Annotated in this window: 20 protein-coding genes and 1 other RNA gene; 10 read left to right on the top strand and 11 right to left on the bottom strand. The window is 60.3% G+C overall.

Annotated elements, in window-relative coordinates; translation table 11 throughout:
• The first annotated feature begins 46 nt into the window (after positions 1 to 46).
• Positions 47 to 982, top strand: a complete 936-nt coding sequence (locus tag ABIB44_RS03795) for a DUF3078 domain-containing protein (RefSeq protein WP_354583289.1) — start codon at positions 47 to 49, stop codon at positions 980 to 982.
• Between the two features lie 266 nt (positions 983 to 1,248).
• Here ABIB44_RS03795 and ABIB44_RS03790 read toward each other — a convergent pair whose 3' ends face one another.
• On the bottom strand, positions 1,249 to 2,274 hold the full coding sequence (locus ABIB44_RS03790; protein WP_354583288.1) for a Gfo/Idh/MocA family protein: 1,026 nt from the start codon (positions 2,272 to 2,274) through the stop codon (positions 1,249 to 1,251).
• A 9-nt stretch (positions 2,275 to 2,283) separates the two neighbouring features.
• Complete coding sequence (locus ABIB44_RS03785) at positions 2,284 to 3,438, bottom strand: DegT/DnrJ/EryC1/StrS family aminotransferase (RefSeq protein ID WP_354583287.1); 1,155 nt, start codon at positions 3,436 to 3,438, stop codon at positions 2,284 to 2,286.
• 370 nt (positions 3,439 to 3,808) lie between these two features.
• Between ABIB44_RS03785 and ABIB44_RS03780 the strand changes: the two genes are divergently transcribed.
• Positions 3,809 to 4,675: a DUF6565 domain-containing protein gene (locus tag ABIB44_RS03780; RefSeq protein ID WP_354583286.1), complete on the top strand. Its 867-nt coding sequence runs from the start codon at positions 3,809 to 3,811 to the stop codon at positions 4,673 to 4,675.
• A 99-nt stretch (positions 4,676 to 4,774) separates the two neighbouring features.
• On the opposite strand, the gene ABIB44_RS03775 is transcribed toward ABIB44_RS03780, so the two are convergent.
• The 5 genes from ABIB44_RS03775 to ffs form a co-directional block, all read right to left on the bottom strand.
• On the bottom strand, positions 4,775 to 5,650 hold the full coding sequence (locus tag ABIB44_RS03775) for a glycosyltransferase family 2 protein (protein ID WP_354583285.1): 876 nt from the start codon (positions 5,648 to 5,650) through the stop codon (positions 4,775 to 4,777).
• 29 nt (positions 5,651 to 5,679) lie between these two features.
• Complete coding sequence (locus ABIB44_RS03770) at positions 5,680 to 6,369, bottom strand: cell division ATP-binding protein FtsE (RefSeq protein ID WP_354583284.1); 690 nt, start codon at positions 6,367 to 6,369, stop codon at positions 5,680 to 5,682.
• Positions 6,370 to 6,372: 3 nt separating this feature from the next.
• Complete coding sequence (locus ABIB44_RS03765; RefSeq protein ID WP_354583283.1) at positions 6,373 to 6,576, bottom strand: fructose-6-phosphate aldolase; 204 nt, start codon at positions 6,574 to 6,576, stop codon at positions 6,373 to 6,375.
• Positions 6,577 to 6,655: 79 nt separating this feature from the next.
• Positions 6,656 to 7,312, bottom strand: coding sequence for a fructose-6-phosphate aldolase (gene fsa, locus ABIB44_RS03760; RefSeq protein ID WP_241934254.1), 657 nt, complete (start codon positions 7,310 to 7,312; stop codon positions 6,656 to 6,658).
• Positions 7,313 to 7,486: 174 nt separating this feature from the next.
• Positions 7,487 to 7,584: signal recognition particle sRNA small type (gene ffs / locus ABIB44_RS03755), an RNA gene on the bottom strand.
• Positions 7,585 to 7,811: 227 nt separating this feature from the next.
• On the opposite strand from ffs, the gene guaA reads away from it, so the two are divergent.
• Positions 7,812 to 9,347: a glutamine-hydrolyzing GMP synthase gene (gene guaA / locus ABIB44_RS03750; protein WP_354583282.1), complete on the top strand. Its 1,536-nt coding sequence runs from the start codon at positions 7,812 to 7,814 to the stop codon at positions 9,345 to 9,347.
• Between the two features lie 164 nt (positions 9,348 to 9,511).
• Positions 9,512 to 10,234 (top strand): type 1 glutamine amidotransferase, encoded by a 723-nt coding sequence (locus tag ABIB44_RS03745; protein WP_354583281.1) that lies wholly within the window; start codon positions 9,512 to 9,514, stop codon positions 10,232 to 10,234.
• A 151-nt stretch (positions 10,235 to 10,385) separates the two neighbouring features.
• Here ABIB44_RS03745 and dgt read toward each other — a convergent pair whose 3' ends face one another.
• Entirely contained in the window at positions 10,386 to 11,768 is a 1,383-nt protein-coding gene (dgt, locus tag ABIB44_RS03740; RefSeq protein ID WP_354583280.1) for a dGTP triphosphohydrolase, read from the bottom strand.
• 115 nt (positions 11,769 to 11,883) lie between these two features.
• On the opposite strand from dgt, the gene ABIB44_RS03735 reads away from it, so the two are divergent.
• Positions 11,884 to 12,699, top strand: coding sequence for a M23 family metallopeptidase (locus ABIB44_RS03735; protein WP_354583279.1), 816 nt, complete (start codon positions 11,884 to 11,886; stop codon positions 12,697 to 12,699).
• Between the two features lie 737 nt (positions 12,700 to 13,436).
• On the opposite strand, the gene ABIB44_RS03730 is transcribed toward ABIB44_RS03735, so the two are convergent.
• On the bottom strand, positions 13,437 to 14,117 hold the full coding sequence (locus ABIB44_RS03730; protein ID WP_354583278.1) for a DUF1361 domain-containing protein: 681 nt from the start codon (positions 14,115 to 14,117) through the stop codon (positions 13,437 to 13,439).
• A gap of 150 nt (positions 14,118 to 14,267) precedes the next feature.
• Between ABIB44_RS03730 and ABIB44_RS03725 the strand changes: the two genes are divergently transcribed.
• From ABIB44_RS03725 to ABIB44_RS03705, 5 genes are all read left to right on the top strand, one after another.
• The gene (locus tag ABIB44_RS03725) at positions 14,268 to 16,109 is read left to right on the top strand and encodes an ABC transporter substrate-binding protein (protein WP_354583277.1); all 1,842 of its coding nucleotides are present in this window, start codon (positions 14,268 to 14,270) and stop codon (positions 16,107 to 16,109) included.
• A gap of 169 nt (positions 16,110 to 16,278) precedes the next feature.
• Complete coding sequence (gene hemL / locus ABIB44_RS03720; protein WP_354583276.1) at positions 16,279 to 17,577, top strand: glutamate-1-semialdehyde 2,1-aminomutase; 1,299 nt, start codon at positions 16,279 to 16,281, stop codon at positions 17,575 to 17,577.
• Positions 17,578 to 17,652: 75 nt separating this feature from the next.
• Complete coding sequence (locus ABIB44_RS03715) at positions 17,653 to 18,558, top strand: hypothetical protein (RefSeq protein WP_354583275.1); 906 nt, start codon at positions 17,653 to 17,655, stop codon at positions 18,556 to 18,558.
• A 169-nt stretch (positions 18,559 to 18,727) separates the two neighbouring features.
• Entirely contained in the window at positions 18,728 to 19,264 is a 537-nt protein-coding gene (gene dcd, locus ABIB44_RS03710) for a dCTP deaminase (protein WP_354583274.1), read from the top strand.
• Between the two features lie 138 nt (positions 19,265 to 19,402).
• Positions 19,403 to 19,942 (top strand): DUF4890 domain-containing protein, encoded by a 540-nt coding sequence (locus tag ABIB44_RS03705; RefSeq protein ID WP_354583273.1) that lies wholly within the window; start codon positions 19,403 to 19,405, stop codon positions 19,940 to 19,942.
• A 123-nt stretch (positions 19,943 to 20,065) separates the two neighbouring features.
• Here ABIB44_RS03705 and gldC read toward each other — a convergent pair whose 3' ends face one another.
• A complete protein-coding gene (gene gldC, locus ABIB44_RS03700; protein WP_354583272.1) occupies positions 20,066 to 20,401 on the bottom strand; it encodes a gliding motility protein GldC in 336 nt (111 codons plus the stop codon).
• Positions 20,402 to 20,547: 146 nt separating this feature from the next.
• Positions 20,548 to 21,672 (bottom strand): DNA polymerase III subunit beta, encoded by a 1,125-nt coding sequence (gene dnaN, locus ABIB44_RS03695; protein ID WP_035567181.1) that lies wholly within the window; start codon positions 21,670 to 21,672, stop codon positions 20,548 to 20,550.
• Between the last annotated feature and the right edge of the window lie 517 nt (positions 21,673 to 22,189).

Raw genomic sequence — 22,189 nt, 5'->3', positions numbered from 1 at the left:
GCGTACATTTCAGCCCTAATTATCCTTCATTGCTTTGCTAACCGCTATGAAATGTTTTGCCCTGGCCTTGTTGCTGGCCGCGCCCGCCGCCGTGGCCCAAACCACGCCCGCCGTTATTCCGGCCCCCGCGCCGCCCGTCGCCGCGCCCGACCCGGCCTGGCATAAATCCATCAAAACCGGGCTGGGCCTGAACGAGTCGGTGCTGAGCTCGAACTGGCAGGGTGGTGGCGTAAACACCATCGGCTTCAACGCCTTGTTCAATGCCAAAGCCAACCGCAAAGTGGGTCCGCACAGCTTCGACAATGAGGCCGACCTGCTTTTTGCCTTTTCCCAAACCAAGGGCCTTGGCTACCGCAAGGGCCAGGACCGTCTCTACCTCGATACCAAGTACGGCCGCGCCCTCACCGAGCGGTGGGACATGTTTCTGTCGCTGAACCTGCTCACGCAGTTCGCGCCCGGCTACAAGTACGACACCGACGCGGCCGGCAATGCCCGGGCCATGCTTACTTCCGATTTCTTCGCGCCCGCCTTCATCACCGCCGCCTACGGCTTCGAATATCACCCGGCTACTTATTTCCACGTGCGTCTGTCGCCCTTTGCCCCGCGCATGACGGTGGTGAACCGGGTCGAGCGCTTCATCCTGAACCCCGGCGATACACCCTATGGTGTGAACCCCGGCCACAGCACCCGCTTCGAGGTGCTGGCCGCCCAAGTCCTGGCCGAGTACGATAAAAACCTCAGCCCTAACGTTAACCTCAAGGCGCGCTACGTGCTGTTTGCCAACTACCGCAACCTTAACTTCCAGGAAATCGACCACCGCCTCGACGTGGCCCTCACCGCCAAAGTGGGCAAGTACGTGAACGTGGCCCTGAACGGCATCGGCCTCTACGACTACGACCAAGACCACGGCGTTCAGTACTCACAGGGCCTGACGCTGGGCGTGGCGTATGCCTTCCAGAACTATGCGGACGCGAAAAAGTAGTCCGCAACTGCGAAGCCTGCCAACTCAGGAGGGGTGACACCCGGCTTCCGTTTGGGCCAGTACTTCTCCTGTCAGGCTTTAGTTTTTGTGCTTCAAGTAGCTGTCTTCAACATGCCGCTCCTACTAAGATTTGCGAAAATTGTTTCGCGTGAGTCGTGATTTAGAGCCGTTTGCAGATTGGTGTTCGGGAGTAGAAACACCATACTATAACTGCTTAAGTCATCTGATTTGCTGAGTGGATTCGCTAAAATCAGATTGTTAATGATTTAACGCAGCGCATAAATCCGCTCAATAATTTCCACTACTTTCAAGCCTTCGAGCGCGTTGGTGGTGGCGTGGCTGCGCTGCTGCACAGTATTCACCACGTTTTCGATAACTTGGACGTGGTTGGCGGCCGAGCCCTGGAAGGGGCCATAGTCGTTGGCGGCGTTGGTGGGGGGCAACACCGGCATCTGGTAGCCTTCGAGGTGGCAATATTCCACCTTGTCCATGTACTGGCCGGCGATGCGCAGGCTGCCGCGCTCGGCCACCACGGTGAGGGAGCTTTCAAGGTTGCGGTCCCACACGGCGGTGCTGTAGCTGAGCGTGCCGCTGCCGCCGCGAACGAGGTCGAAGGTCACGAGGCCGCTGTCCTCGAACTCCGTGAGCCCCTCGTGGGCGAAATCGCGGAAGCGGGCCGAAATGTTGGTGATGTCGCCAAAAACCCAGTACAACAAATCGACGAAATGGCTGAACTGGGTGAAGAGCGTGCCGCCGTCCAGCGCCTGGGTGCCCTTCCAGCCGCCGGGCTGGTAGTAGCGGGCATCGCGGTTCCAGAAGCAGTTGAGCTGCACCAGAAATACCCGGCCCAGGCGGCCCTCGTCCACAACCTGCTTTAGCCAGGCGGCGGGCGGTGAGTAGCGGTTCTGCATTACGCCGAACACCAGCCGGCCGGTTTGCCGGGCCGTAGCCACGATGGTTTCGGCATCGGTGGTGTGCAGGGCAATGGGCTTTTCGATGACGACGTGCAGGCCGTGGCGCAGGCCAGCCACCGCCTGCGGGGCATGCAGGCCATTGGGCGTAGCCACGGTGAGCACATCGGCCGCCGGGCCGGTTTGCAGGTATTCTTCGAGCGAAGTGAAAAACGGTACGCCGGGAAACTCCGCCGCCAGCCCGGCCCGCAGGTCGGCCCGCACGTCAATCAATGCCGCCAGCACCGCGCCATCGTGGCGGGCTACCAGCGCGGCATGGCGGCGGCCAATGTGGCCCACGCCGCAGATGGCGAAACGAACTTCAGGGAGAGAATTAGGCACGAAACAGCTTTAACTGCCAAAGAAAGCACTGATGCCTCCAATAATATATTCCTGCTGCTCCTCGGTCAGCAGCGGATGAATCGGGAGCGAAAGCACCGCGTCGCACAGCCGCTCGGCCACCGGGAACTGGCCCGGCCGGTAGCCCAGGTAGGCGTAGGCCGGCTGCGCGTGCACGGGCAGTGGGTAGTAAATCATGGTGGGCACGCCCAGGCGGCGTAGGTGGTTTTGCAGGTCGTCGCGCCGGCTGGTTTCGGCCAGCTGAATGGTGTATTGGTGGAACACGTGGCTGCTGCGCGGGTCGCGGGCCGGAATGGCGAGGCCGGGCACGGCGGCCAGAGCCGCGTCGTAGCGGGCGGCCACGGCCTGGCGGGCAGCCGTATTGTGCGGCAGCTGCGGCAGCTTCACGCGCAGCAGGGCGGCCTGCAGGGTATCGAGGCGCGAGTTGAGGCCGATGCGCTGGTGGTGGTATTTCTGGCTCTGGCCGTGGTTGGCAAGCTGGCGTAGCAGGGCGGCGCGGGCCTGGTCGTGGGTGAGCAGCGCGCCGCCGTCGCCGAGGCCACCCAGGTTTTTGGAGGGAAAAAAGGAAGTGGTGCCCACGCTGCCCACCGTGCCGGCAAAGGAGGTTTCGCCGTTGGTGAACCGGAACGTAGCCCCGATGGCCTGGGCGTTGTCCTCAATCAGGGCTACGCCGTGGCGGGTGGAAATGGTGCGCAAGGCCTCTAAATCGGCGCACTGGCCGAACAAATGCACCGCGATGATGGCCCCAGTGCGCGGCGTTAGCGCGGCCTCCACGGCGGCCGGGTCGATATTGAAGGTGTCGGGCCGTACATCAACCAGCACGGGGCGCAGGCCCAGCAGGGCGGCAGCCTCCAGCGTGGCCACGTAGGTGAAGGCGGGAATGATGATTTCGGCCCCGGCGGGCAGCTCCAGGCTCATCAGGGCCAGGGTGAGTGCATCGGTGCCGTTGGCGCAGGGCACGACGTGCGCGCCACCCAGGTATTCGCCCAGCTCGGTGGCAAACTGGCCCACGGCGGGCCCCTGAATGAAGGCGGCCAAATCCAGCACCTCCCGCAGGGCCTCGCCCAGAGTGGGTTGCAGCAGCGCGTGCTCCGCTGCCAAATCGAGCAGTAAAATAGGGGAGGGCGGCACTGGAAGAACAGACACGGAGGAAGGACGGCGATGAGACCCCCAAAGATAGATGCCGGCTCGGGGCAGCCGGACATGGCAACCGGGCGAAAGCATTAAAATCACCTGGTTTTTTGAACCTGTTCAGCGAAAGTTTCACAGGCCGGACAGCACCGGGTTATTGCTGATTTTTGGCGGATAAGCTGATGAATTTTAGATGAATGTACCGATTTCTTTACGCCGCTTCAACCATCATCTATCGGTGTTCGAACTGGCTTGGACAGGGGTAATGGATTGCTGGACAAGGCTATTCGAAGATAACCCCTGGCTGGCTGCTGCCGTTAAGCTACCGCAGCCGGGTGCCAATCGGCAGTTACCAGGCTGATTTTCTCACCAACGTATTGAAGCTATGTACAACCACAAGTCCTTCCTCCGCACGCTGGGTTTCGCCCTGTTGATGGGCGGCGTCACGGCAGCCAGTACCGGCTGTTCGCAAGCCGACAAACAGGAGGTTTCGGCCGAGCGCGACCAGGCGTACAACGACTTAGCCACTACCGTAAGTAATTCGGAAGCCAAAGTAAATGCCGTGGGCGACGAGTTACAGGCCGATTACACCCGGGAAACTGCGGAAATGCAGGCCGACTATGAGGCCAAAAAAGCGGCCGTTGCTAAGTATAACGACCAGTACGATGATAACCGTCGGCAGGAAATCGACCGGCTCAACACCCGTTATACCACCGCCTCCACCCAGCGCGCCAGTGCCTGGGACAACCGCATGAAAGTAGGCGAGCTGGGCCAGTACTACAAGCCCATGAGCCCCGCCGCCCAGCTCACGGCCGCCAATGCGCGCTCAACCTACGAGAAATTTGTGCGGAACGTGAAAGCCAACCAGGAGAATTACGACATCAACGACTGGCGCAATATCAATGCGGAATGGCGGTCGATGGATGAGGCTTATGACAAGGTAAAGGGGAATATTGCGGTCAATGACCTGGCCGAAATTCAGAAGGAAAAGCTGAAATATGCGGCCTTTAAATCCTGGGATAAAACCAAAATTCGCGCCGGCCAGGGGGCTGATGCCGTAGCGGGCAAAGCCGGGGAAGTGAGTGACGAAACCGCCGACGAGCGCAGCCGGGCCGGCCAGGCTATCAGCAACACTGCCTCCGACGTTAAGGAAGCCGGAAAAGACGTGGGCCAGGGAGCCGCCAAAGTTGGCAAAAAAGTGGGCAGCGCCGTGAAAGACGTATTCGATGGCAAAGACGATAATAAAAAATAACCTGCTTTCGCAGCAAACTTCCCAACCGGTTTTTGGCCTCGTGCCGGAAACCGGTTTTTTGTGCGGGCTCCGGCAATGCCGAACCCCGGGCTGCTGGCACTACTGCAACTGCTGCAAGAGCCAGTGCAGCTTCAGTAAATCGAACAGCCGCAGGTTTGGCGCGGGCGACAAAAGCTGCCGCCGCAAAGCTGGGGCGGCGGCCCACAATGCCGCCCGCGCCGCCGCTGCCAACCCCAGTCCGCGCAGCCGCAACGCCGTTTGCAGCAGCCGCGAATCGGTTTCCAGCCCGTTTTCGCGGTATACCCGGACCAGGTTGCATACGGCCTGCTCGCTTTTGCCCAAAAAAATGGATGCCGGTTCCAGCCCGTCGTGGATAACCGGATTGTCGATATGAAGCACCGCAATTCCCGCCGCCGCTAGCTCCGCGCCGAATTTAGTGTCTTCATGTCCGTAGCCGCTCAGGCGCTCATCAAGCGGGAATTCCCGGAAAACATCAGCTCGAATCAGCGCGTTGTTAATCGTGAGCTGACTGTAGGGCGCGGCCCGACGCGCGGCGGCGGGCCGCGCCTCCCGCGCCCGGCCGTAGTGCCAGCGCAAGCGCAGGGCCGGGTCGGTGGGCGGCGTGGCTTGGTAGCCGGTGCCGCCGATGAGGACGGCCGCGCCAGCGCAGGCCGCCGCGTAGCGGGCCAGGAACTGATTGTCAGGCAGCAGGCTATCGTTGTCCAGCAGCAGCAGCCACTCGTGCTGCGCGGCGGCGGCCAGCTGGTTGCGAATGGCGGCCCGGCCCACGTTTTGCGCCAGCTCGCGGTACTGCACGCTGCTTAGCGCGCCCAGTGGCCGGTTCTTCCGCCGAAATTCTTCGGCCGAGCCATCATCCAACAAAAGGATTTCGACAGTGCTGGGCCAGTCGGAAGCCTGCGCGAGCAGCCCCCGCACCAGCTCACCCACCTCCCGCTGGTACACTGGAATCAGCATCGACAACCCGGTTTCGGCCCCCGGCGGCATTAGACCGGTAGCGTGGCGCGCGCCGAATCCAGCAGCTCGCCGTCCTTGCAGGTGAGCACGCGGTGGGGGTACTGCTCGATAAGCGTGAAGTTGTGCGTGGCCATGAGAATGGCCGTGCCGGCGTTGTTAATCTCGCCAAAGAGCTGCATGATGCTGGCCGATACGTCCGGGTCGAGGTTGCCGGTGGGCTCGTCGGCCAGCATCAGCACGGGCTCGTTCAGCATGGCGCGGGCAATAACGACGCGCTGCTGCTCGCCCCCCGAGAGGCGGTGCGGCATGCGGTTGGCGGCCCCGCTCAGGCCCACGCGCACCAGTACGTCGCTGATGCGCTGCTGCTTCTGCGACTTGCCCTTCCAGCCCGTAGCGTTTAGCACGAATAGCAGGTTTTCGGCCACCGTGCGGTCGCTCAGCAGCTGGAAATCCTGGAATACTATGCCCAGCCGGCGGCGCAGAAACGGCACTTTGCCGGCCGTTAGCTTCGGCAGCGTAAAGCCCGCCACGCTGCCCGTGCCGCTTTGCAGGGGCAGGTCGGCATATAAAGTTTTCAGCAGCGACGACTTCCCCGAGCCGGTGCGGCCCACCAGGTAAGCAAACGCCCCTTTTTCGAGCGCAAACGACACGCCCTGCAACACGGCCTGCTGCTCCTGCATTATCGTGGCATCGTGCAGCTCAATAACGTTCTCAGTCATGGGTTACAAACTCAATGGCCGCAATTTGCCAAATTCCAAACCCGAAATCAACGCGGCCAGCTCGGTTTCTTTGCCTTCGAGGCCGTAGCGGTGCAGGTCCTTCAGCGGTCGGTCGGCCCGAAAGTAGGCGATGAGCACGAAGGCCTCGTCCCGCAGTTGGATGTAGTCCGGAATCTTCGCCTTGCCTTTTACTTTAATGATGTACATGGGACAGTTAAAAGTTAAGCGTTAAAACGTAGAAGTCAGCGCTCCATCGAATGGATAACGCTCAACTTTCAACTATTCACTAAGCATTTACGCGCTTGTGGTCGGCCAGGAAAGTAGCCAGGCCCTTGTCGGTGAGCGGGTGGCTGAGCAGGCCGTTGATGACGCTGAGCGGACAGGTGACCACGTCGGCCCCAATTTCGGCGCACTGAATAAGGTGCGGCACATGGCGTACCGAAGCCGCGAGCACCTCGGTTGGGTAGCCATAATTGCTGAAAATCTGCACAATCTGCTCTACTAATTGCAGGCCGTCGGCCCCGATATCATCGAGCCGGCCCACGAAGGGCGACACGTAGGTAGCCCCCGCCTTGGCGGCCAGCAGAGCCTGGCCGGCCGTGAAAATGAGGGTGCAGTTGGTTTTGATGCCTTTGTCGGCGAAGTACTTAATGGCCTTCACGCCGTCCTTAATCATGGGCACTTTTACCACGATATTGGGGTGCAGGTCGGCCAGGGCCTCTCCCTCACGCACCATGCCGTCGAAGTCGGTGGCGATGACTTCGGCCGATACGTCGCCGTCGACCAGCTCGCAAATCTGGCGGTAGTGGGCCATCACGGCGTCGAGGCCTTTGATGCCTTCTTTGGCCATGAGCGAGGGGTTGGTCGTTACGCCGTCGAGGACGCCCAGCTCCACGGCTTCGCGGATTTCCGCCAGGTTGGCGGTGTCAATGAAGAATTTCATTTGTTAGCTATTAGCAGTTAGCTATTAGCTGTTAGCCGCGGAGGCCACCAGAAAAGTAGCTGACAGCTAATGGCTATCAGCTAACAGCTAATAAAAAAAGAATCGGCCCCAAAGCTACTCATTGGCCCGCTAAAAGCGGAAAGGAGCAGCATCGGGGCCGACGCAAAAGGACAAAAAAAAGCAAGCCAAAATCGCACCGCTACAACCACTTACCCTTGCTACCTTCCGGTCCTGGGGGAGTTCAGCAGGAGCTGGTCGTTCTGACTTGCCGATGCAAAGATAACCACGGATTACTCGGATTTAAGCGGGTTTCATGGATTTTGTGGGCGGTTTGGCTGAAGTAGCCAGCTATGCTGCGTGTAAAGTGCTGATTGTTTACCCGCTAATGGCGGCGGCGGTAACCCGAAAGATTTCGCTGCCGAGAGGCTTTGGCCACGAAATCGGTGAAATCCGCTCAAATCTGAGTAATCCGTGATTTATCCGTGGTTAGCTTTGCAGAATGGAACGACTTATCATCCTTGATTTCGGCTCGCAGTACACGCAATTAATCGCCCGGCGCATCCGCGAATTGCACGTGTTCTGCGAAATTCACCCTTACACCCACGCCCCGAAACTCGTCCTTAGCGATGATATTCGGGGCGTTATTCTTTCCGGCTCGCCGTGTTCGGTGCGCGACGCCGATGCCCCGAATCCCGACCTGAGCCACCTGCTCGGCCGGGTGCCGGTGCTGGGCGTGTGCTACGGCGCGCAGCTGCTGGCCCAGCAGGGCGGGGGCGAGGTGCTGCCCGCCACCATTCGCGAGTACGGGCGGGCGCGGCTCTCGTCGCTCAATGTGGCCTCGCCGCTGCTGGCCGATATGCACCTGGAGTCGCAGGTCTGGATGTCGCACGGCGATACCATTCAGCGCCTGCCCGCTGGCTACGACATCATTGCCAGCACGCCCGAAGTGGCGGTGGCCGCCTTCAAAGTCGAAGGGCAGGACACCTACGGCATCCAGTTTCACCCCGAGGTAACGCACTCGACCGAGGGCAAGCAGCTGTTGCGCAACTTCGTGGTCGACATTTGCCAGTGCGCCCAAACCTGGACGCCAGACCACTTCGTGGATTCGGCGGTGGAAGCCTTGCAAAACACCATTGGCCCCGACGACCAGGTGATTTTGGGCCTCTCGGGCGGTGTGGACAGCAGCGTGGCGGCCCTGCTGCTGCACCGCGCCATCGGCCCGCGCCTGCACGGCATTTTCGTGGATAACGGCCTGCTGCGGCAGAACGAGTTTGCTACCGTGCTGAAGGCCTACGAAGGCCTGGGGCTGAACGTGACCGGCGTGAACGCCGCGCCCGAGTTCTACGCCGCCCTGGCCGGCATCAGCGACCCGGAGGGCAAGCGCAAGGCCATCGGCCGCACCTTTATTGAGGTATTCGACCGCGAGGCGCAGAAGGTGGAAGGGGCCCGCTGGCTGGCCCAGGGCACTATCTATCCCGATGTGATTGAGTCGGTGTCGGTGCATGGCTCGTCGGTCACCATCAAAAGCCACCACAACGTGGGCGGCCTGCCCGAGAAAATGAACCTGAAAATTGTGGAGCCGCTGCGCATGCTCTTCAAGGACGAGGTGCGTGAGGTGGGCGCGGCCCTGGAGCTGCCCGCCGATATTCTCAACCGCCACCCTTTCCCCGGTCCCGGCCTGGGCATCCGCATTCTCGGCGACATCACTCCCGAGAAAGTAGACCTGCTCCAGCGCGCCGACGGCGTGTTCATCAACCTCCTGAAAGAGCACGGCCTGTACGAGCACGTGTGGCAGGCGGGCGCTATGCTACTGCCCGTGCAAAGCGTGGGCGTGATGGGCGACGAGCGCACCTACGAGCGGGTAGTGGCCCTGCGCGCCGTAACCAGCGTGGATGGCATGACGGCCGACTGGGCGCATTTGCCCTATGATTTCCTGGCCGAGGTGAGCAACAAAATCATCAACCAGGTGCGGGGAATTAACCGCGTGGTGTATGATATTTCGAGCAAGCCGCCGGCCACGATTGAGTGGGAGTAACATCCGCTGCTTGAATAGTTTTTGAACGTCATGCTGAGCGCAGTAGAAGCATCTCGCGTGTATTAGTAACTCAATCGTTGAACCGCATTGATTGCTGCCCCACGCGAGATGCTTCGACTGCGCTCAGCATGACGTTCTTGATTAACCCATAATGACCTGCGAGAATGCGCTTTCACTGCCTGCAACATCTGCCCGATGAAGGGCCCGGCCACGCGGCCGACTGGCTGGCGGCGCACGGCCACGCGCTTGCATTCACCAAGTTGTTTGAGCCCAACCCGGTTTTCCCGGCGCTGGATGATTTCGACGGCCTGCTGATTCTGGGCGGGGCCATGAGCGTGCACGACGAGGAAACCCTGCCCTGGCTGCGCGATGAAAAAGCTTTCATCCGTGAAGCACTGCGGGCGGGCAAGATTACGCTGGCTATTTGCCTGGGGGCGCAACTGGTGGCCGAGGCGCTGGGCGGCGAAGTGCGGCCCAACCACGCGCCGGAAATCGGGTTCTGGACGGTGCGGTTCTCGGTGAAGTCGCTTGAGCACCCGCTGCTGCGCGGCTGGCCCGAGAAGGCCGCCGTGCTGCACTGGCACGTCGACACGTTTACGGTGCCGCCGGGGGCCACGCGGGTGGGCATGTCGGCGGCCACGGCGACGCAGGGCTTTGTATGGGGCGATGGTGTGATTGGCCTCCAGTTTCATCCCGAGATGACGGTACCCATGGTGGAGCAGCTCATGGCGTTTGAAGGCCACGAGCAGGCTGAGGAGCAGGAATTCGTGCAGACGGCCGAGCAGATTCGCGCCCGGCTAAAATCGGTGTGGAAGGGACGCAAGCTGCTGGAGACGCTACTGGAAAATCTGGTGGCGCTACAGACCACGGATGTGCACGGATTTTAGCGGATTTCACGGATTTTGTGGACGAACGGTGGTCAGTTGGCTATTAATCACAAAAAGCGGGCTAGTTGGCATATCTTTTTTGATGGGTACGGCAAACGAGATTCGTTCACAAAATTCGTGAAATCCGCTAAAATCCGTGCTCATCCGTGGTCTAGAATCCTTTCGGCAGCTCAATTCCTTTAATCGTCTTGTACAGACTCAGCGCGTTCTGGTCCGTCATGCCGGCCACGAAATCCGTCAGCAACAGGATTTTTTCATAGGCCGAAACGTGGGCTTGGTGGCCTTCGGCGCGGAACTGCTCGGGGAGTAGCAGGAGCAGCTTGCGGCTGCGGTGGCCTTGGCTGGCATCGAAGGCGGCGCAGAGGAAGGCATCGAGCAGGCCGCCAAGCACTTCGAAGCCGGCGGCTTCGATTTCGAGCACCGGGCGGCTGCGGTAGAGCTGGTTGATGCTCAGGCGCTGCACTTCCTGCAAATCGGCCCAGCAGCTGAGCTCCTTGATGAGGGGCTGGTCATAATCGCCGCGCAGAATGGCCGGCGCGTGCTGCGCGAATAAGCTAGCCAGCTCGGTCACCAGCTTGCCGATGAGGCGGGCACGGACGTAGCCCAGCTCCTCGCGCCAATCGTGCCACTGCACACTGCCCTGGCGGCCAGCCGGGTCGTTGAGCATGCGCTTGAGCAGTGGCAAGCCGGTTTCCGGTGCGATGAGGCCGAGCTTAAGGCCGTCCTCAAAGTCGATGATGCGGTAGCAGAGGTCGTCGGCGGCTTCGACCAGAAAGGCCAGCGGGTGGCGATGGTAGAAGCCGGCGGCGGCCTCTTTCTCAATCAGGCCCAGCTCAGCCGCGACGTGTTGGAAGCGGGCGCTTTCGGTCTGGAAATGACCATATTTCTTTTCCGAAGCGCCGCCGGTTCGGGCATTATTGGGGACCAGACTGGGCTTGGGATACTTGGTGAACGCGCCCAGCGTAGCGTAGGTCAGGCCCAGACCAGCGGTGCCGGTACTGTGGGCGGCGTAGGTGTGGGTGAGAATGCGAAACCCCGCCGCATTGCCCTCAAAATGCTGCAGGTCGGCGACTTCGGCGGCGCTCAGCTTGGCCAGGTACGGGACGGCGGCGGCACTCAGGAAATAGCTGCTGATGGCATCTTCGCCGGAGTGGCCAAAGGGCGGATTGCCAATGTCGTGGGCCAGGCAGGCGGCGGCTACAATGTCGCCGCAGTCCTGGTCGAGATTGGGCAGGAGCAGGGCTAGCTCAGCGTCGTTTTCCAGCAGGTGGCGGGCGGCGAGGCGGCCCAGCGAGCGGCCCACCACGGCGGTTTCGAGCGAGTGGGTGAGACGAGTGTGCACGAAGTCGGTTTCGGGCAGGGGCATCACCTGCGTTTTGCGCTGGAGGCGCCGGAAAGCCGAGCTGAATACGACCCGGTCGTAGTCCTGCACGAAGGCCCCGCGCACGGGGGCGGCAATGGCAGCGGGCAGCTGCTGGTCGGGGAAGCGGCGCTGCGAGAGCAGGCGCGGCCAGGTCATGGGGGCGGCGGACATGCGGCAAAGGTAGCCGACGGCGCTTGCAGCTCTGACGAAAAATGTTGCTGCTGAAGTACCTTCACAAGCAATAATGACCGGAAATTAAACCGCCCTTTTGCCTAATCTGCCAGATATGAAATTTCGCTTACTGCTCACCTCTCTATTCGTGTTCCTTACCATCGCGCTTAAAGCCCAAACGATTAAAGTATTTCACGAAAATAAAATCGGAGGGTTCGTACTGTATGCTAATAACGGCGAATTGTACCCGGTTTCTGTTGCGCTGAATCTGGAATCTTCTAATTTGTTCTTTTCAGGCGGAGGGAAAAGAATATTCGTTGTGCCGCCGGGGGGAAATAGATTTAAAATAGGCGAACTGAGTGTTATCGATGGCTCCAGTCGTTACACCTTTAATTATAAATTTATTTCGACCATGGGAGATGTTACTATTACCAATTACGATAAATTGTTTCAGTATGATTTGCCATTCCAGAAGGGTCAAAAATTTATGCTTCATCAAGGCTACCATGGGGTGTTTTCCCATCAAAACGAAAATGCTCTGGACTTTACCATGCCGGAGGGAACAGCGGTTTTAGCGGCGAGGGATGGCGTGGTGGTGCAAATTGAGAAAAATAACACAGAATCCTGTCCCCGGGAAGAGTGCAGCAAATTCAACAATTATATTGTTGTGATGCATCCCGATGGCAGTTTTTCCAGGTACGCGCACATCCGCTACAACGGAACCCCACTTGAATTAGGAAACTCAGTAAAAAAGGGCGATGTTATTGCCTACAGCGGCAATGTCGGATGGTCGAGCGGACCACATTTGCACTTCGTGTGTTTTTTGCCCGGGTTCGGAACGGCCAATTCTTTGGAAACGCAATTTAGAGTGGAAGAAGGAAATAAGGTGGTTTCATTGCAGCCGGGTAACTTATATTCGAGAGAATACTAAGGAGTAATGCGGTTGTAATTCCAAATTGCGTATCCGTTATTATAACAGGCCATAAGGTGCAGTTACTGCTTGGCCACCACTTCATCCAGTAGCCGGAAGGGGGCTCAGCTTTTCGAAGCGAATAACGAAGCGGATGCCGGTGGAGAAAACCTGTCGGCTCTCGGGGGTGCCATCCTGGTACTGCGAGCTTGCTATTGGGAACTGAAGCTGCCCGATTCCTCCGAAAAACGGCTTGGTCGGACGCCCGGTTAATACAGGCGCTGGCCCGTAGGGCGGCCGGGCAGAAGCTGCGTTTCGCCAGTGTCCCCCGTAGTTGGCGGACAGGTTGAGGGTACGGAGCCAGGAGGCGCGAGCGACGGTCATAAAGGTGCTGGACGCGCTATCGCGGCCTCCGGCCTGCTGGCGGTCAGAGAGGGAGGTTGGCGGCGGTAATCGGGGGTGCCGCTCAGTTCCAGTGGGAAATCAGACGGTGTGGTGCCTAGAACAAACCGCTCGCCAAACAGATGAAAGTATACCCGTCGGGTGCGTGGTTATTAGCGCAGTTAGCAGGCCTCGGCGCGCGGCAGCACCGCTAGCTTTGTAAATTACTGTAGCGCTGCCCCGTTTGCCCCGGGCGTGGATATGACCTTGGCAGCGTTGCCGGGAACCTACAGTGCAGGGGAGAAGGGAAGGGTTAACCGGGGAAATTGTGCATGCCCCGCATCCTGCCGCATACCATTCACCCGACGATTACTGGCTTATTCTGCCTGCGCCCGGCCCAGCAGCCGTACCGTGCCGTAGCCGAGTAGCAAAAACAGCCCGAATACCAGCGTCACGCCCCAGGTGCCCGGAAACGAAAAGGGATGCAGCACGCGGTTCATGATGTCGAAAAACAGCGTGAGCGGGTTGGTGAGGATATTCCAGGAATTGAAGCGCAGGTAGCGGCCCAGGTAGATGCCAAAGCCGCTGAGCAGCAGCGCCACCGCCGCGAACACCCACCCCGGCCAAAAACCCAGCCGCAGCTGCACCAGCCGCTGCATGTCGGAAAGCGAGGCGTATGCCAGCATCAGACCGTTCCACGCGCAGCTCACTATCAATGCCAAGTCGTACCAGAGCGGTACGCCGGGCCGGGCTTCGAGGTGGTAGAAATCGGTCAGGATATAAGGAGCATTGGGAAAAAACAGCAGCCACGCCGCTCCGGCCGGCAGCAGGATACGCGCCCGCAACGGCCCCCGCGCCACGAGCAGCATCGTGCTGATGGCATAGGGCACCACGGCCAGCAGCAGGTTCCAGAGCATGAATAAAAAGAACAGCCGGCCGGTGAGTGCTACCCGTCCCGCCACCAGCAGCACGCTGAGGGCCAGCGAAGCCGCCAGCACGAACGTGAGCGCCAGCCGGGCGCGGGTGAAGGGCCAAGGCGCAGTAGAATAGTCGGGCATGGTAATAAAGTTAGGTCGCAGCGCGCAGCTGGCATTCCGGCCGTGCGCACCCCTCAACGACAACGCCGCGGCTGGCCGGCTGCGTTCGGCCCCGGCTTTATGGCTAATTTTGTTGCACCGGCCACAAAGGCCGGTGCGTGTTCTGGTTCAATGACGTTTATTTCTTCGCGGCAGCGGCCGTTGGGTTGGCTACTGGCCAGCCTGCTGTTGGGCAGCAGCGCCCTGGCTCAAACGCCCGCCCGGCCCCAGCCTACCAAGCCCGTGACCAGCAAGCCGGCACCCGCCGCGCCGTTGGCTAAGCCGGCTGTAAATCCATCGGTGGCGGCCAAGCCGAGGCCAACATCAGCGCGCCCGGTGGCTATTCCACCCGCCGAGGCCAATGTGCGCTACCGGGCCGGCAAAAACCAGCTCGACCAGGGCAACTACGCCGCTGCCATAGCACAGCTCGAGCCGTTGGCCCAGCCTGCTGCCCGTTTTGCCCGCGCCGCCGATGCCGCCTACCTGGCCGCCGTGGCCGAGGCCCGCCTCAAGCAGTGGCCCGAGGCCGAGCAGCTGCTCAACCTGCTGCGCACAGAATACCCTTCGTACCCGAACCTGCCCGATGCGCTGCTGCTGCAGGGGCAGGTGTCCTTCGAGCTGGAGGACTTCGATACCGCGCTAAAGACACTTACGTTGCTGCCATCCGACAAGCTGGTGGCCGAACGCGAGAACCTGAAAGCGGCTTACCTGCCCCGTATTCAGGACCGCAACACTTGGCTGCGCAACCTGCGCCGCTACCCCGCCGATGCCACCCTGGGGCGTGCCTACGCCGACCGGCTCGTGCTCGGTGGGGCCTATACTGAGGCCGACCGCCCGCAGCTCGACGACCTCATCACCCGCTTCAGCCTCGACCGCGCCCGCTACACGCCGCGCCCCCGGCCGGTGTCGACGAAGAAAAGCAGCTATAACGTGGCCGTGCTGCTGCCCTTCGAGCTGGCCGACCCCAGCTGGCAGACCCAGCGCAAAAATCAGTTCGTGACGGACCTCTACGCCGGCCTGCGCCTAGCCCAGGATAGCCTGCAACGGGCCGGTCGCACGCTCCAGCTTTTTGCCTACGATACCGGGGCCGATACCCTCACCTTGAAACAAACCCTGGCCCTGCCCGAGCTGGCCGGCATGGATTTGCTCATCGGGCCGGTGTATAAGTCGGGGGCCCGGCTGCTGGCCCGCTACGCGCAGGAACATCAGATTGTGTGCGTAAACCCACTCTCGCAGGACGGCGACCTGGTGCTCGATAACCCCTGGCATTACCTCTACGCCCCCAGCGCAGCCACCCAGGGCCGCACCGCGGCCCAGTTTGCTGCTGGTGCGTTTGGCACCGGCCGCCCGGCCCTGGTGCTCTACGAAGACAGCAAGGACGACGCCGCCTTTGCCGCCGCCTACAAGGCCGCGCTCGAAGAGCAGGGCGGCAAGGTTGGTGGCCTGCGCCGTTTTAACCCCAACGTGGATGCCAGCCTCGCCACCGCCTTCGCCGGCCCCGAGTTGGCCGCCGCCGGCCACGTAGTAGTTGTGTCCGATGACCGCCGCGTGGGCCCGTACTCCCTGCGCCTGGTGCAGCAGCAACCTGCCGCCACCCGCCCCGGCTTGCTGGCTCCCGGTTCCTGGCTCGATAACCCGAGCCTCGGCGTAGGCCAGTTGAACGGCGCGGGCACTTACTTCATTCAGCCCAAATACTACGACGAACAGTCGGTTGGCTTCCGCCGGTTTCGCACGCTGTACTTGCAGCGGCAGCACCTGCCGCCGTCGGTTTTCGCCAGTCAGGGCTTCGAGCTGCTGCTCTATTTTGGCAATGCGCTGTTTCAGTATGGCCCCGCTTTTCAGGTCGGCCTCGCCGGGGCCAGCCAAACGCCCGGGGCCATTTTCGAGGGGGCCAGCTACTTCGGCGGGGCCCACGACAACCAAGTGGTACCCATCATCAAGCTCAGCGGCCTGGAGTACCAGGTGCTGAAGTAGTACGCCGCCTTGCGTAGCACGCAGCTTTTATTGCGTTGCCAGGCGCGCCGCTGGTTAAATAAAAACGTTTTTAAACCGAAGCCATTTTTACTGCTGCGCGGTTTTTACGGCGCATGAATCTCAACGCAGCCAAGGCTGCGTGCTACTTACCAACCGCTGTCTGCAATCTATGCTCAACCTCACCACTTCCGTTGCCCTTTTCGACCGCGCCAAAACCCTCATTCCCGGCGGCGTCAACTCGCCCGTGCGCGCCTTTCGCTCGGTGGGCGGCTCGCCGGTATTCATGGCCAGTGCCGAGGGTGCCTGGCTTACCGATGTCGACGGCAACCGCTACGTTGACTTTATCAACTCCTGGGGCCCGATGATTCTGGGCCACGCGCCGGCCGTGGTGCTCGATGCCGTCCGTGCCGCGCTGCCGCATTCGCTGAGCTTCGGCGCGCCCACTCACCGCGAAGTCGAAATGGCCGAGCTCATTCGGACCATGGTACCCGGCGTGGAGAAAGTGCGCTTGGTGAACTCCGGTACCGAGGCCTGCATGTCAGCCATCCGCGCCGCCCGGGGCTACACCGGCCGCGCTAAAATCATCAAATTCGAGGGCTGCTATCACGGCCACGGCGATGCCTTCCTGATTGCGGCCGGCAGCGGGGCCCTCACCGCCGGCGAGCCCGATTCGGCCGGCGTGACGAAGGGCGTGGCCCAGGATACGCTCACCGCGCCCTACAACGACCTGCCCGCCGTGGAGGCCCTCATTGCCGCCAACCCCGGCCAGATTGCGGCCCTCATTCTCGAGCCCGTAGTGGGGAATATGGGCCTGGTAATTCCTGCCCAGGGCTTCCTGGCTGGGCTGCGGGCGTTGTGCAATAATCACGACATCGTGCTCATTTTCGATGAGGTGATGACCGGCTTCCGCCTCGCCCCGGGCGGCGCACAGCAACTCTACGGCATCACGGCTGATATGGTGACGCTGGGCAAAATCATCGGGGGCGGCCTGCCCGTGGGCGCTTACGGCGGACGCGAAGACATTATGAACTGCGTGGCTCCGGCCGGCAAGGTGTACCAGGCCGGCACGCTTTCGGGCAACCCCATGGCCACCGCCGCCGGCATGGCCCAACTGCGGTACCTGCATGAGCACCCCGAGCTCTACACCGCCCTCGAAGCCAGCAGCGCCCGCCTAGCCGACGGCACCCGCCAAATCGCCGCCGAGTTGGGCCTGAACTACACCGTGAACCGCGTGGGCTCCATGTTCAGCCTATTCTTCACCGACCAGCCCGTCAACAACCTCGACGATGCTAAACGGTGCGACACTGCCGCATTCGGGCGCTACTTCCACGCCATGCTGAACCGGGGAATCTACCTCGCGCCCTCGCAGTTCGAGGCCCTGTTCGTGTCCACGGCCATCAGCGACGAGTTGGTGGAGAAGTACCTCACCGCCTGCCGCGAGTCGTTGGTAGAGGCCCATAATTTGTAAGCAGCGGCTGTCAGGCTGAACATGACAAATGAAAAAAAACAGTTGGATTGAATCCAAATCTGCGACCTTTGCCCGATGCTGAAACTCCGAGTACTTGCCTTTTTTCTGCTGATTGCGGCGTTCGCCCGCGCTGAAACTCCGGCTCAGGCCAACAAGCGCCTTTTCGATAAAACCATCGATGAGCTGAACTTCCGCACCATGGAAACGGTGTACGATAAGTCATTTACCAGAGGAAAGTTTCCGCTCACGTTGCGCACCGCCGCCGCCCGCCGCAGCTTCGACGGCTTCGGTGGCAACGCGGCCCTCAAGCAGCTTTTTCTGAACTACAACGGCATCGCCGAACGCTACAAAAATCGGTTCGGCAATGGCTCGCTCACCCTGGCCGAGTTCGATAAGCAGCTGAAATCGGTGCTGTTGGATAAGAATTTCGAATTCTTTATCCACAACCTGCCGCGCGATGAGCGAGTATCTCTCATCCGGGCCGAGCAACGCCTCATTCAGCAGGCCAGTGCCCAGTTTAACGATTCTGGCGCGCCCGCCGAAGTGCTGCCCGCCGCCACCAACGAGGCCCAGCCCGAAGCTCCCGTTACGGCCCCGCTCACCACTAATGGCCCCGACGGCCGCACCGCGCCCGAGCCGGCGGCCACGGCCGACAACGAAGAAGCGCCCCTTACCAGCATGCCCGCCGCGCCAGCCGGTCCGGCTCCGCGCCACGACTGGGTCGATTATCTCACGCTGCTGCTGAGCCTGGGCAGCGCCGGCCTGCTTTTTCATTTGGTTACCAACGTTTTGCCCGGCCTAAGTCGCCGTATCAACAATCTTGCTGCTGACCCCGAGCCGGAACCAGAGGCCCGCAGTATCGTCAGCCGACTGCGCCCCACGCGCCGCCCCGGCCTCCGCGAGGACCGCTACGAGGACGACGAGGATGAGGACCAAGCCGGCGGTGAGCCCGCCGCGCCCTACCGCCACGACGACGACTGAAACTGAGCTTCGGCCCCCATTGCTAGCGCAATGAAACGGTCATGCTGAGCTTGTCGAAGCATCTCTACCGCGCTACGCAATCAATGACGACTGCAACGAAGCGGTAGAGATGCTTCGACAAGCTCAGCATGACGTTCTTTTTAACCGGAATTACCACTACCCCAGCTACATGATTCTCACCGACCAGCAAATCCTCGCGGAAATCGAGAAAGGCACCATCGTTATCGAGCCCTACGACCGCAGCTGCCTGGGCACCAATTCCTACGATGTGCACCTCGGACCGTACCTGGCCACTTACCGCGACGCGGTGCTGGACGCACGCACGCACAACGAAATCGACCATTTCGAAATCCCCGAAGAAGGCTTCGTGCTGGAGCCGGGCACCCTTTACCTGGGGGTGACGCAGGAGTACACCGAAACCCACGCCACCGTGCCCTTCCTCGAAGGCAAGAGCAGCGTGGGCCGCCTCGGCATCGACATTCACGCCACCGCCGGCAAAGGAGACGTAGGCTTTTGCAACCACTGGACGCTGGAAATCAGCGTGTCGATGCCCGTGCGGGTGTACCGCCATATGCCCATCGGCCAGCTCATTTACTTCACCGTGCAGGGCGATGTGAATACTTTTTATAACCGCAAGCCAAACGCTAAGTACAACGACCGCACCGACCGCCCAGTAGAGTCAATGATGTGGAAAAACCAGTGGTAAGGTATAGCCAGGGCGCTATACTGGGGGGATAATGCCGAACCGCGACGGCGTTTTCTTCGTTATATAGGTAGCACCAGGCCGCTACTGGCTGGCCCGGTCCTTGCGTAAGTGTCCTACCAAAACCCTACGACTATGACGATGAAAACCGCTTTTGCTACTCTGGTGCTGGCCCTGCTGGCAGGTGCCGCCTCGGCTCAGCAGGCCCCCAACTCTCCGGTTGCCGTGCAGGATAAAACGCAGCCCAGTCCGCGCCTCAATCCCATTGCCTCGCGCGCCGACCAACTCAGCAACCAAATGGTGCGCGACCTGCGCCTCAATGGCTATCAGGCCGCTAAAGTACGCGCTATCAACGCCGACAAAGTAGCTAAAATGGCTACTATCCAGCGCAAAAATGCCGGTAATCCGCAGTTGGTCGATGAGCAGTGCAACGGCGTGTGCAAAGAGCGTGACAAGGAATTTCAGGATTTCCTGACTACCGACCAATACAGCGCTTACTACGGTGCTCGCGGGGCGTACAATAAGCTAGGGCGGGACTTCGCTTCGAACTCGGCTAGCATTCTGCTCACCGATGCCGTGCAGAATCCCGCTCCCGCCCGGGCCAACGATGCCACGGTGGGCCCGGCCGCTACGAAACCGGCCAACCGCCCCGCTGGCAACCTGGGCCGCAACGCCCGCTAGCCCCTTGCAGTGCATGTCATAGCATGCGCCACGAACACAAAAAGCCCCGCCGGATATTTCCGGCGGGGCTTTTTATCGGGAGCAGGTTTGTGTAGCGCACAAGCCGAAGCAGGCGCTACAAGGCTATTGCCCCTGTTCCTGCTTGTCGAGGTACTCCGACAGCTCTTTGCAGAGCGCGCGCATCTTGTTCGCCATTTCCTTGTCGTCGGTAGCCGTCACGATGTTCTCGGCCATGGAGCCGATGTTATCGACCACGAAGCGCTTCATCTCGTCCACGGGCATGTCCTTGGTCCAGAGGTCAATTTTCATGGTGCCGGCCTGCTCCCGGTCCCACAGCGCAATGTTGATGGCCTTGGCGAAGTGGATATCCGGCCCCGCATCGGTGGCCGTCCAGCTGATGGCCTCGGGCACTTTCTTATCGTCGAGGGCAATGCTGAAGCGGATTTCTGATTTTTTCATGGGTTGTAAAGTAAAAAATCAGAACGTCATGCTGAGCGCAGTCGAAGCATCTCTACCGCCGCAGTAATCCTGTCGATAGGATTAGTTGCGCGGTAGAGATGCTTCGACTGCGCTCAGCATGACGTTCTGAGTAAGCGCGATAAAAGTTAAACGTAGTTATTCAGCATCACCGGCATCACCAGCATCAGGATGCTTTCGTTGTCGTCCGGGGTGGTGGGCATCAGCAAACCGGCGCGGTTAGGCGTGCTCAGCTCCAGGGTGATTTCCTCGGAGTCGATGTTTGAAAGCATTTCGAGCAGGAAGCGGGCATTGAAGCCGATTTCCATGTCCTCGCCGTCGTACTGGCAGGTGAGGGTTTCCTTGGCTTCGTTGCTGAAATCGAGGTCCTCGGCCGAAACCACCAGTTCGGAGCCGGCCAGGCGCAAGCGCACTTGGTGGGTGGTTTTATTGGAGTAGATGCTGATGCGGCGCACCGAATTTAGCAGCTCGGCGCGGTTGATGATGAGCTTGTTGGGGTTGCTCACCGGAATCACGTTTTCGTAGTCCGGGTACCGCTCATCAATCAGGCGACACACGAGACGCATCTGGTTGAAGGAGAAGAAGGCGTTGCTCTGGTTGAACTCCATCTTCACCGGTGTGGCTTCCGAGGGCAGCGTGCCTTTCAGCAGGTTGAAGGCTTTGCGCGGGATAATGAGGTTGGCGGTTTGGCCCGCGCCCACGTCCTGGCGGCGGTAGCGCAGCAGGCGGTGGCCATCGGTCGCCACGAAGGTTACCTGCGAATCGGCCAGCTGCACCAGAATGCCCGTCATGGCCGGGCGCAGCTCGTCGGTGCTCACCGCGAAGATGGTTTTGTTGATGGCCCGCGCCAGCGACGACGACGGCATCTCAATCGGGGCCGAGCCCTTCACCACCGGTACGCGGGGGAAGTCGGCGGCATTCTCGCCGGCCAGCTTGTAGCGCCCGTTGGCCGAGCTGATTTCAATGGTGTATGTTTCCTCGTCCAGGGTGAAGGTCACGGGCTGGTCGGGCAGGTTCTTGAGGGTATCGAGCAGGATGCGGGCGGGCGCGGCAATGCGGCCGGTGTCGCGGGCCTCCACGGGTAGCTCGGTAATCATGCTCGTCTCCAGGTCGGAGGCGGTGATGGTGAGCTTACCGGCCTCAATCTCAAAGAGAAAGTTCTCCAGAATGGGCACCACGGGGTTGTTCGTCACCACGCCGTTGATGCTTTGCAGCTGCTTAAGCAGCGCGGAGGAGGATACAATGAATTTCATGGTGCGAGGCTAAGGTTGGGGGTTGGAGGGGGGCAAAGATAGGGGGTGGCGTTGGGCTTTGGAAGGGGAGTTTGCCAGCTTTGGGCATTCGTTGAACCAACCTAGCAATGATGACCGATACTATTTGAAAGGGCCTCCATGATTCCTGTAGACCGCAGCTATAAACATCAATAAGGCGCTTGATAGGAAATAAAAGCCGATTATCAGAACAGGCGGTATACGACTAAAATTGTTCTCTCGTAACTCGTAGCTATTTATAATTCTTTTATATCTGTTATTCCATAAAAAATAGCTAAAGGTCAGGAGCACTACGAAAGATGACCAAAACCATTTATATTCAGGTCGTAACCAAGAGCCTGCGTCCCAATTGAATACTCGTTCGGCAATTAAGGACAAAGTCAGGGCATTAATCATTGCGCATATAGCAACATGGCCAGCCGCACCCAGTTCCGGCATCCCTCCCCAATTTCCGGAACGTATAGCTGCCTGATACCCTTAGTAAAAGAGATGTTTATAC

Source organism: Hymenobacter sp. UYCo722 (assembly GCF_040547115.1).
Taxonomy (GTDB): Bacteria; Bacteroidota; Bacteroidia; order Cytophagales; family Hymenobacteraceae; genus Hymenobacter.
The sequence above is the reverse complement of the archived record's forward strand: the minus strand, read 5'-3'. Positions and strand labels throughout refer to the sequence as shown.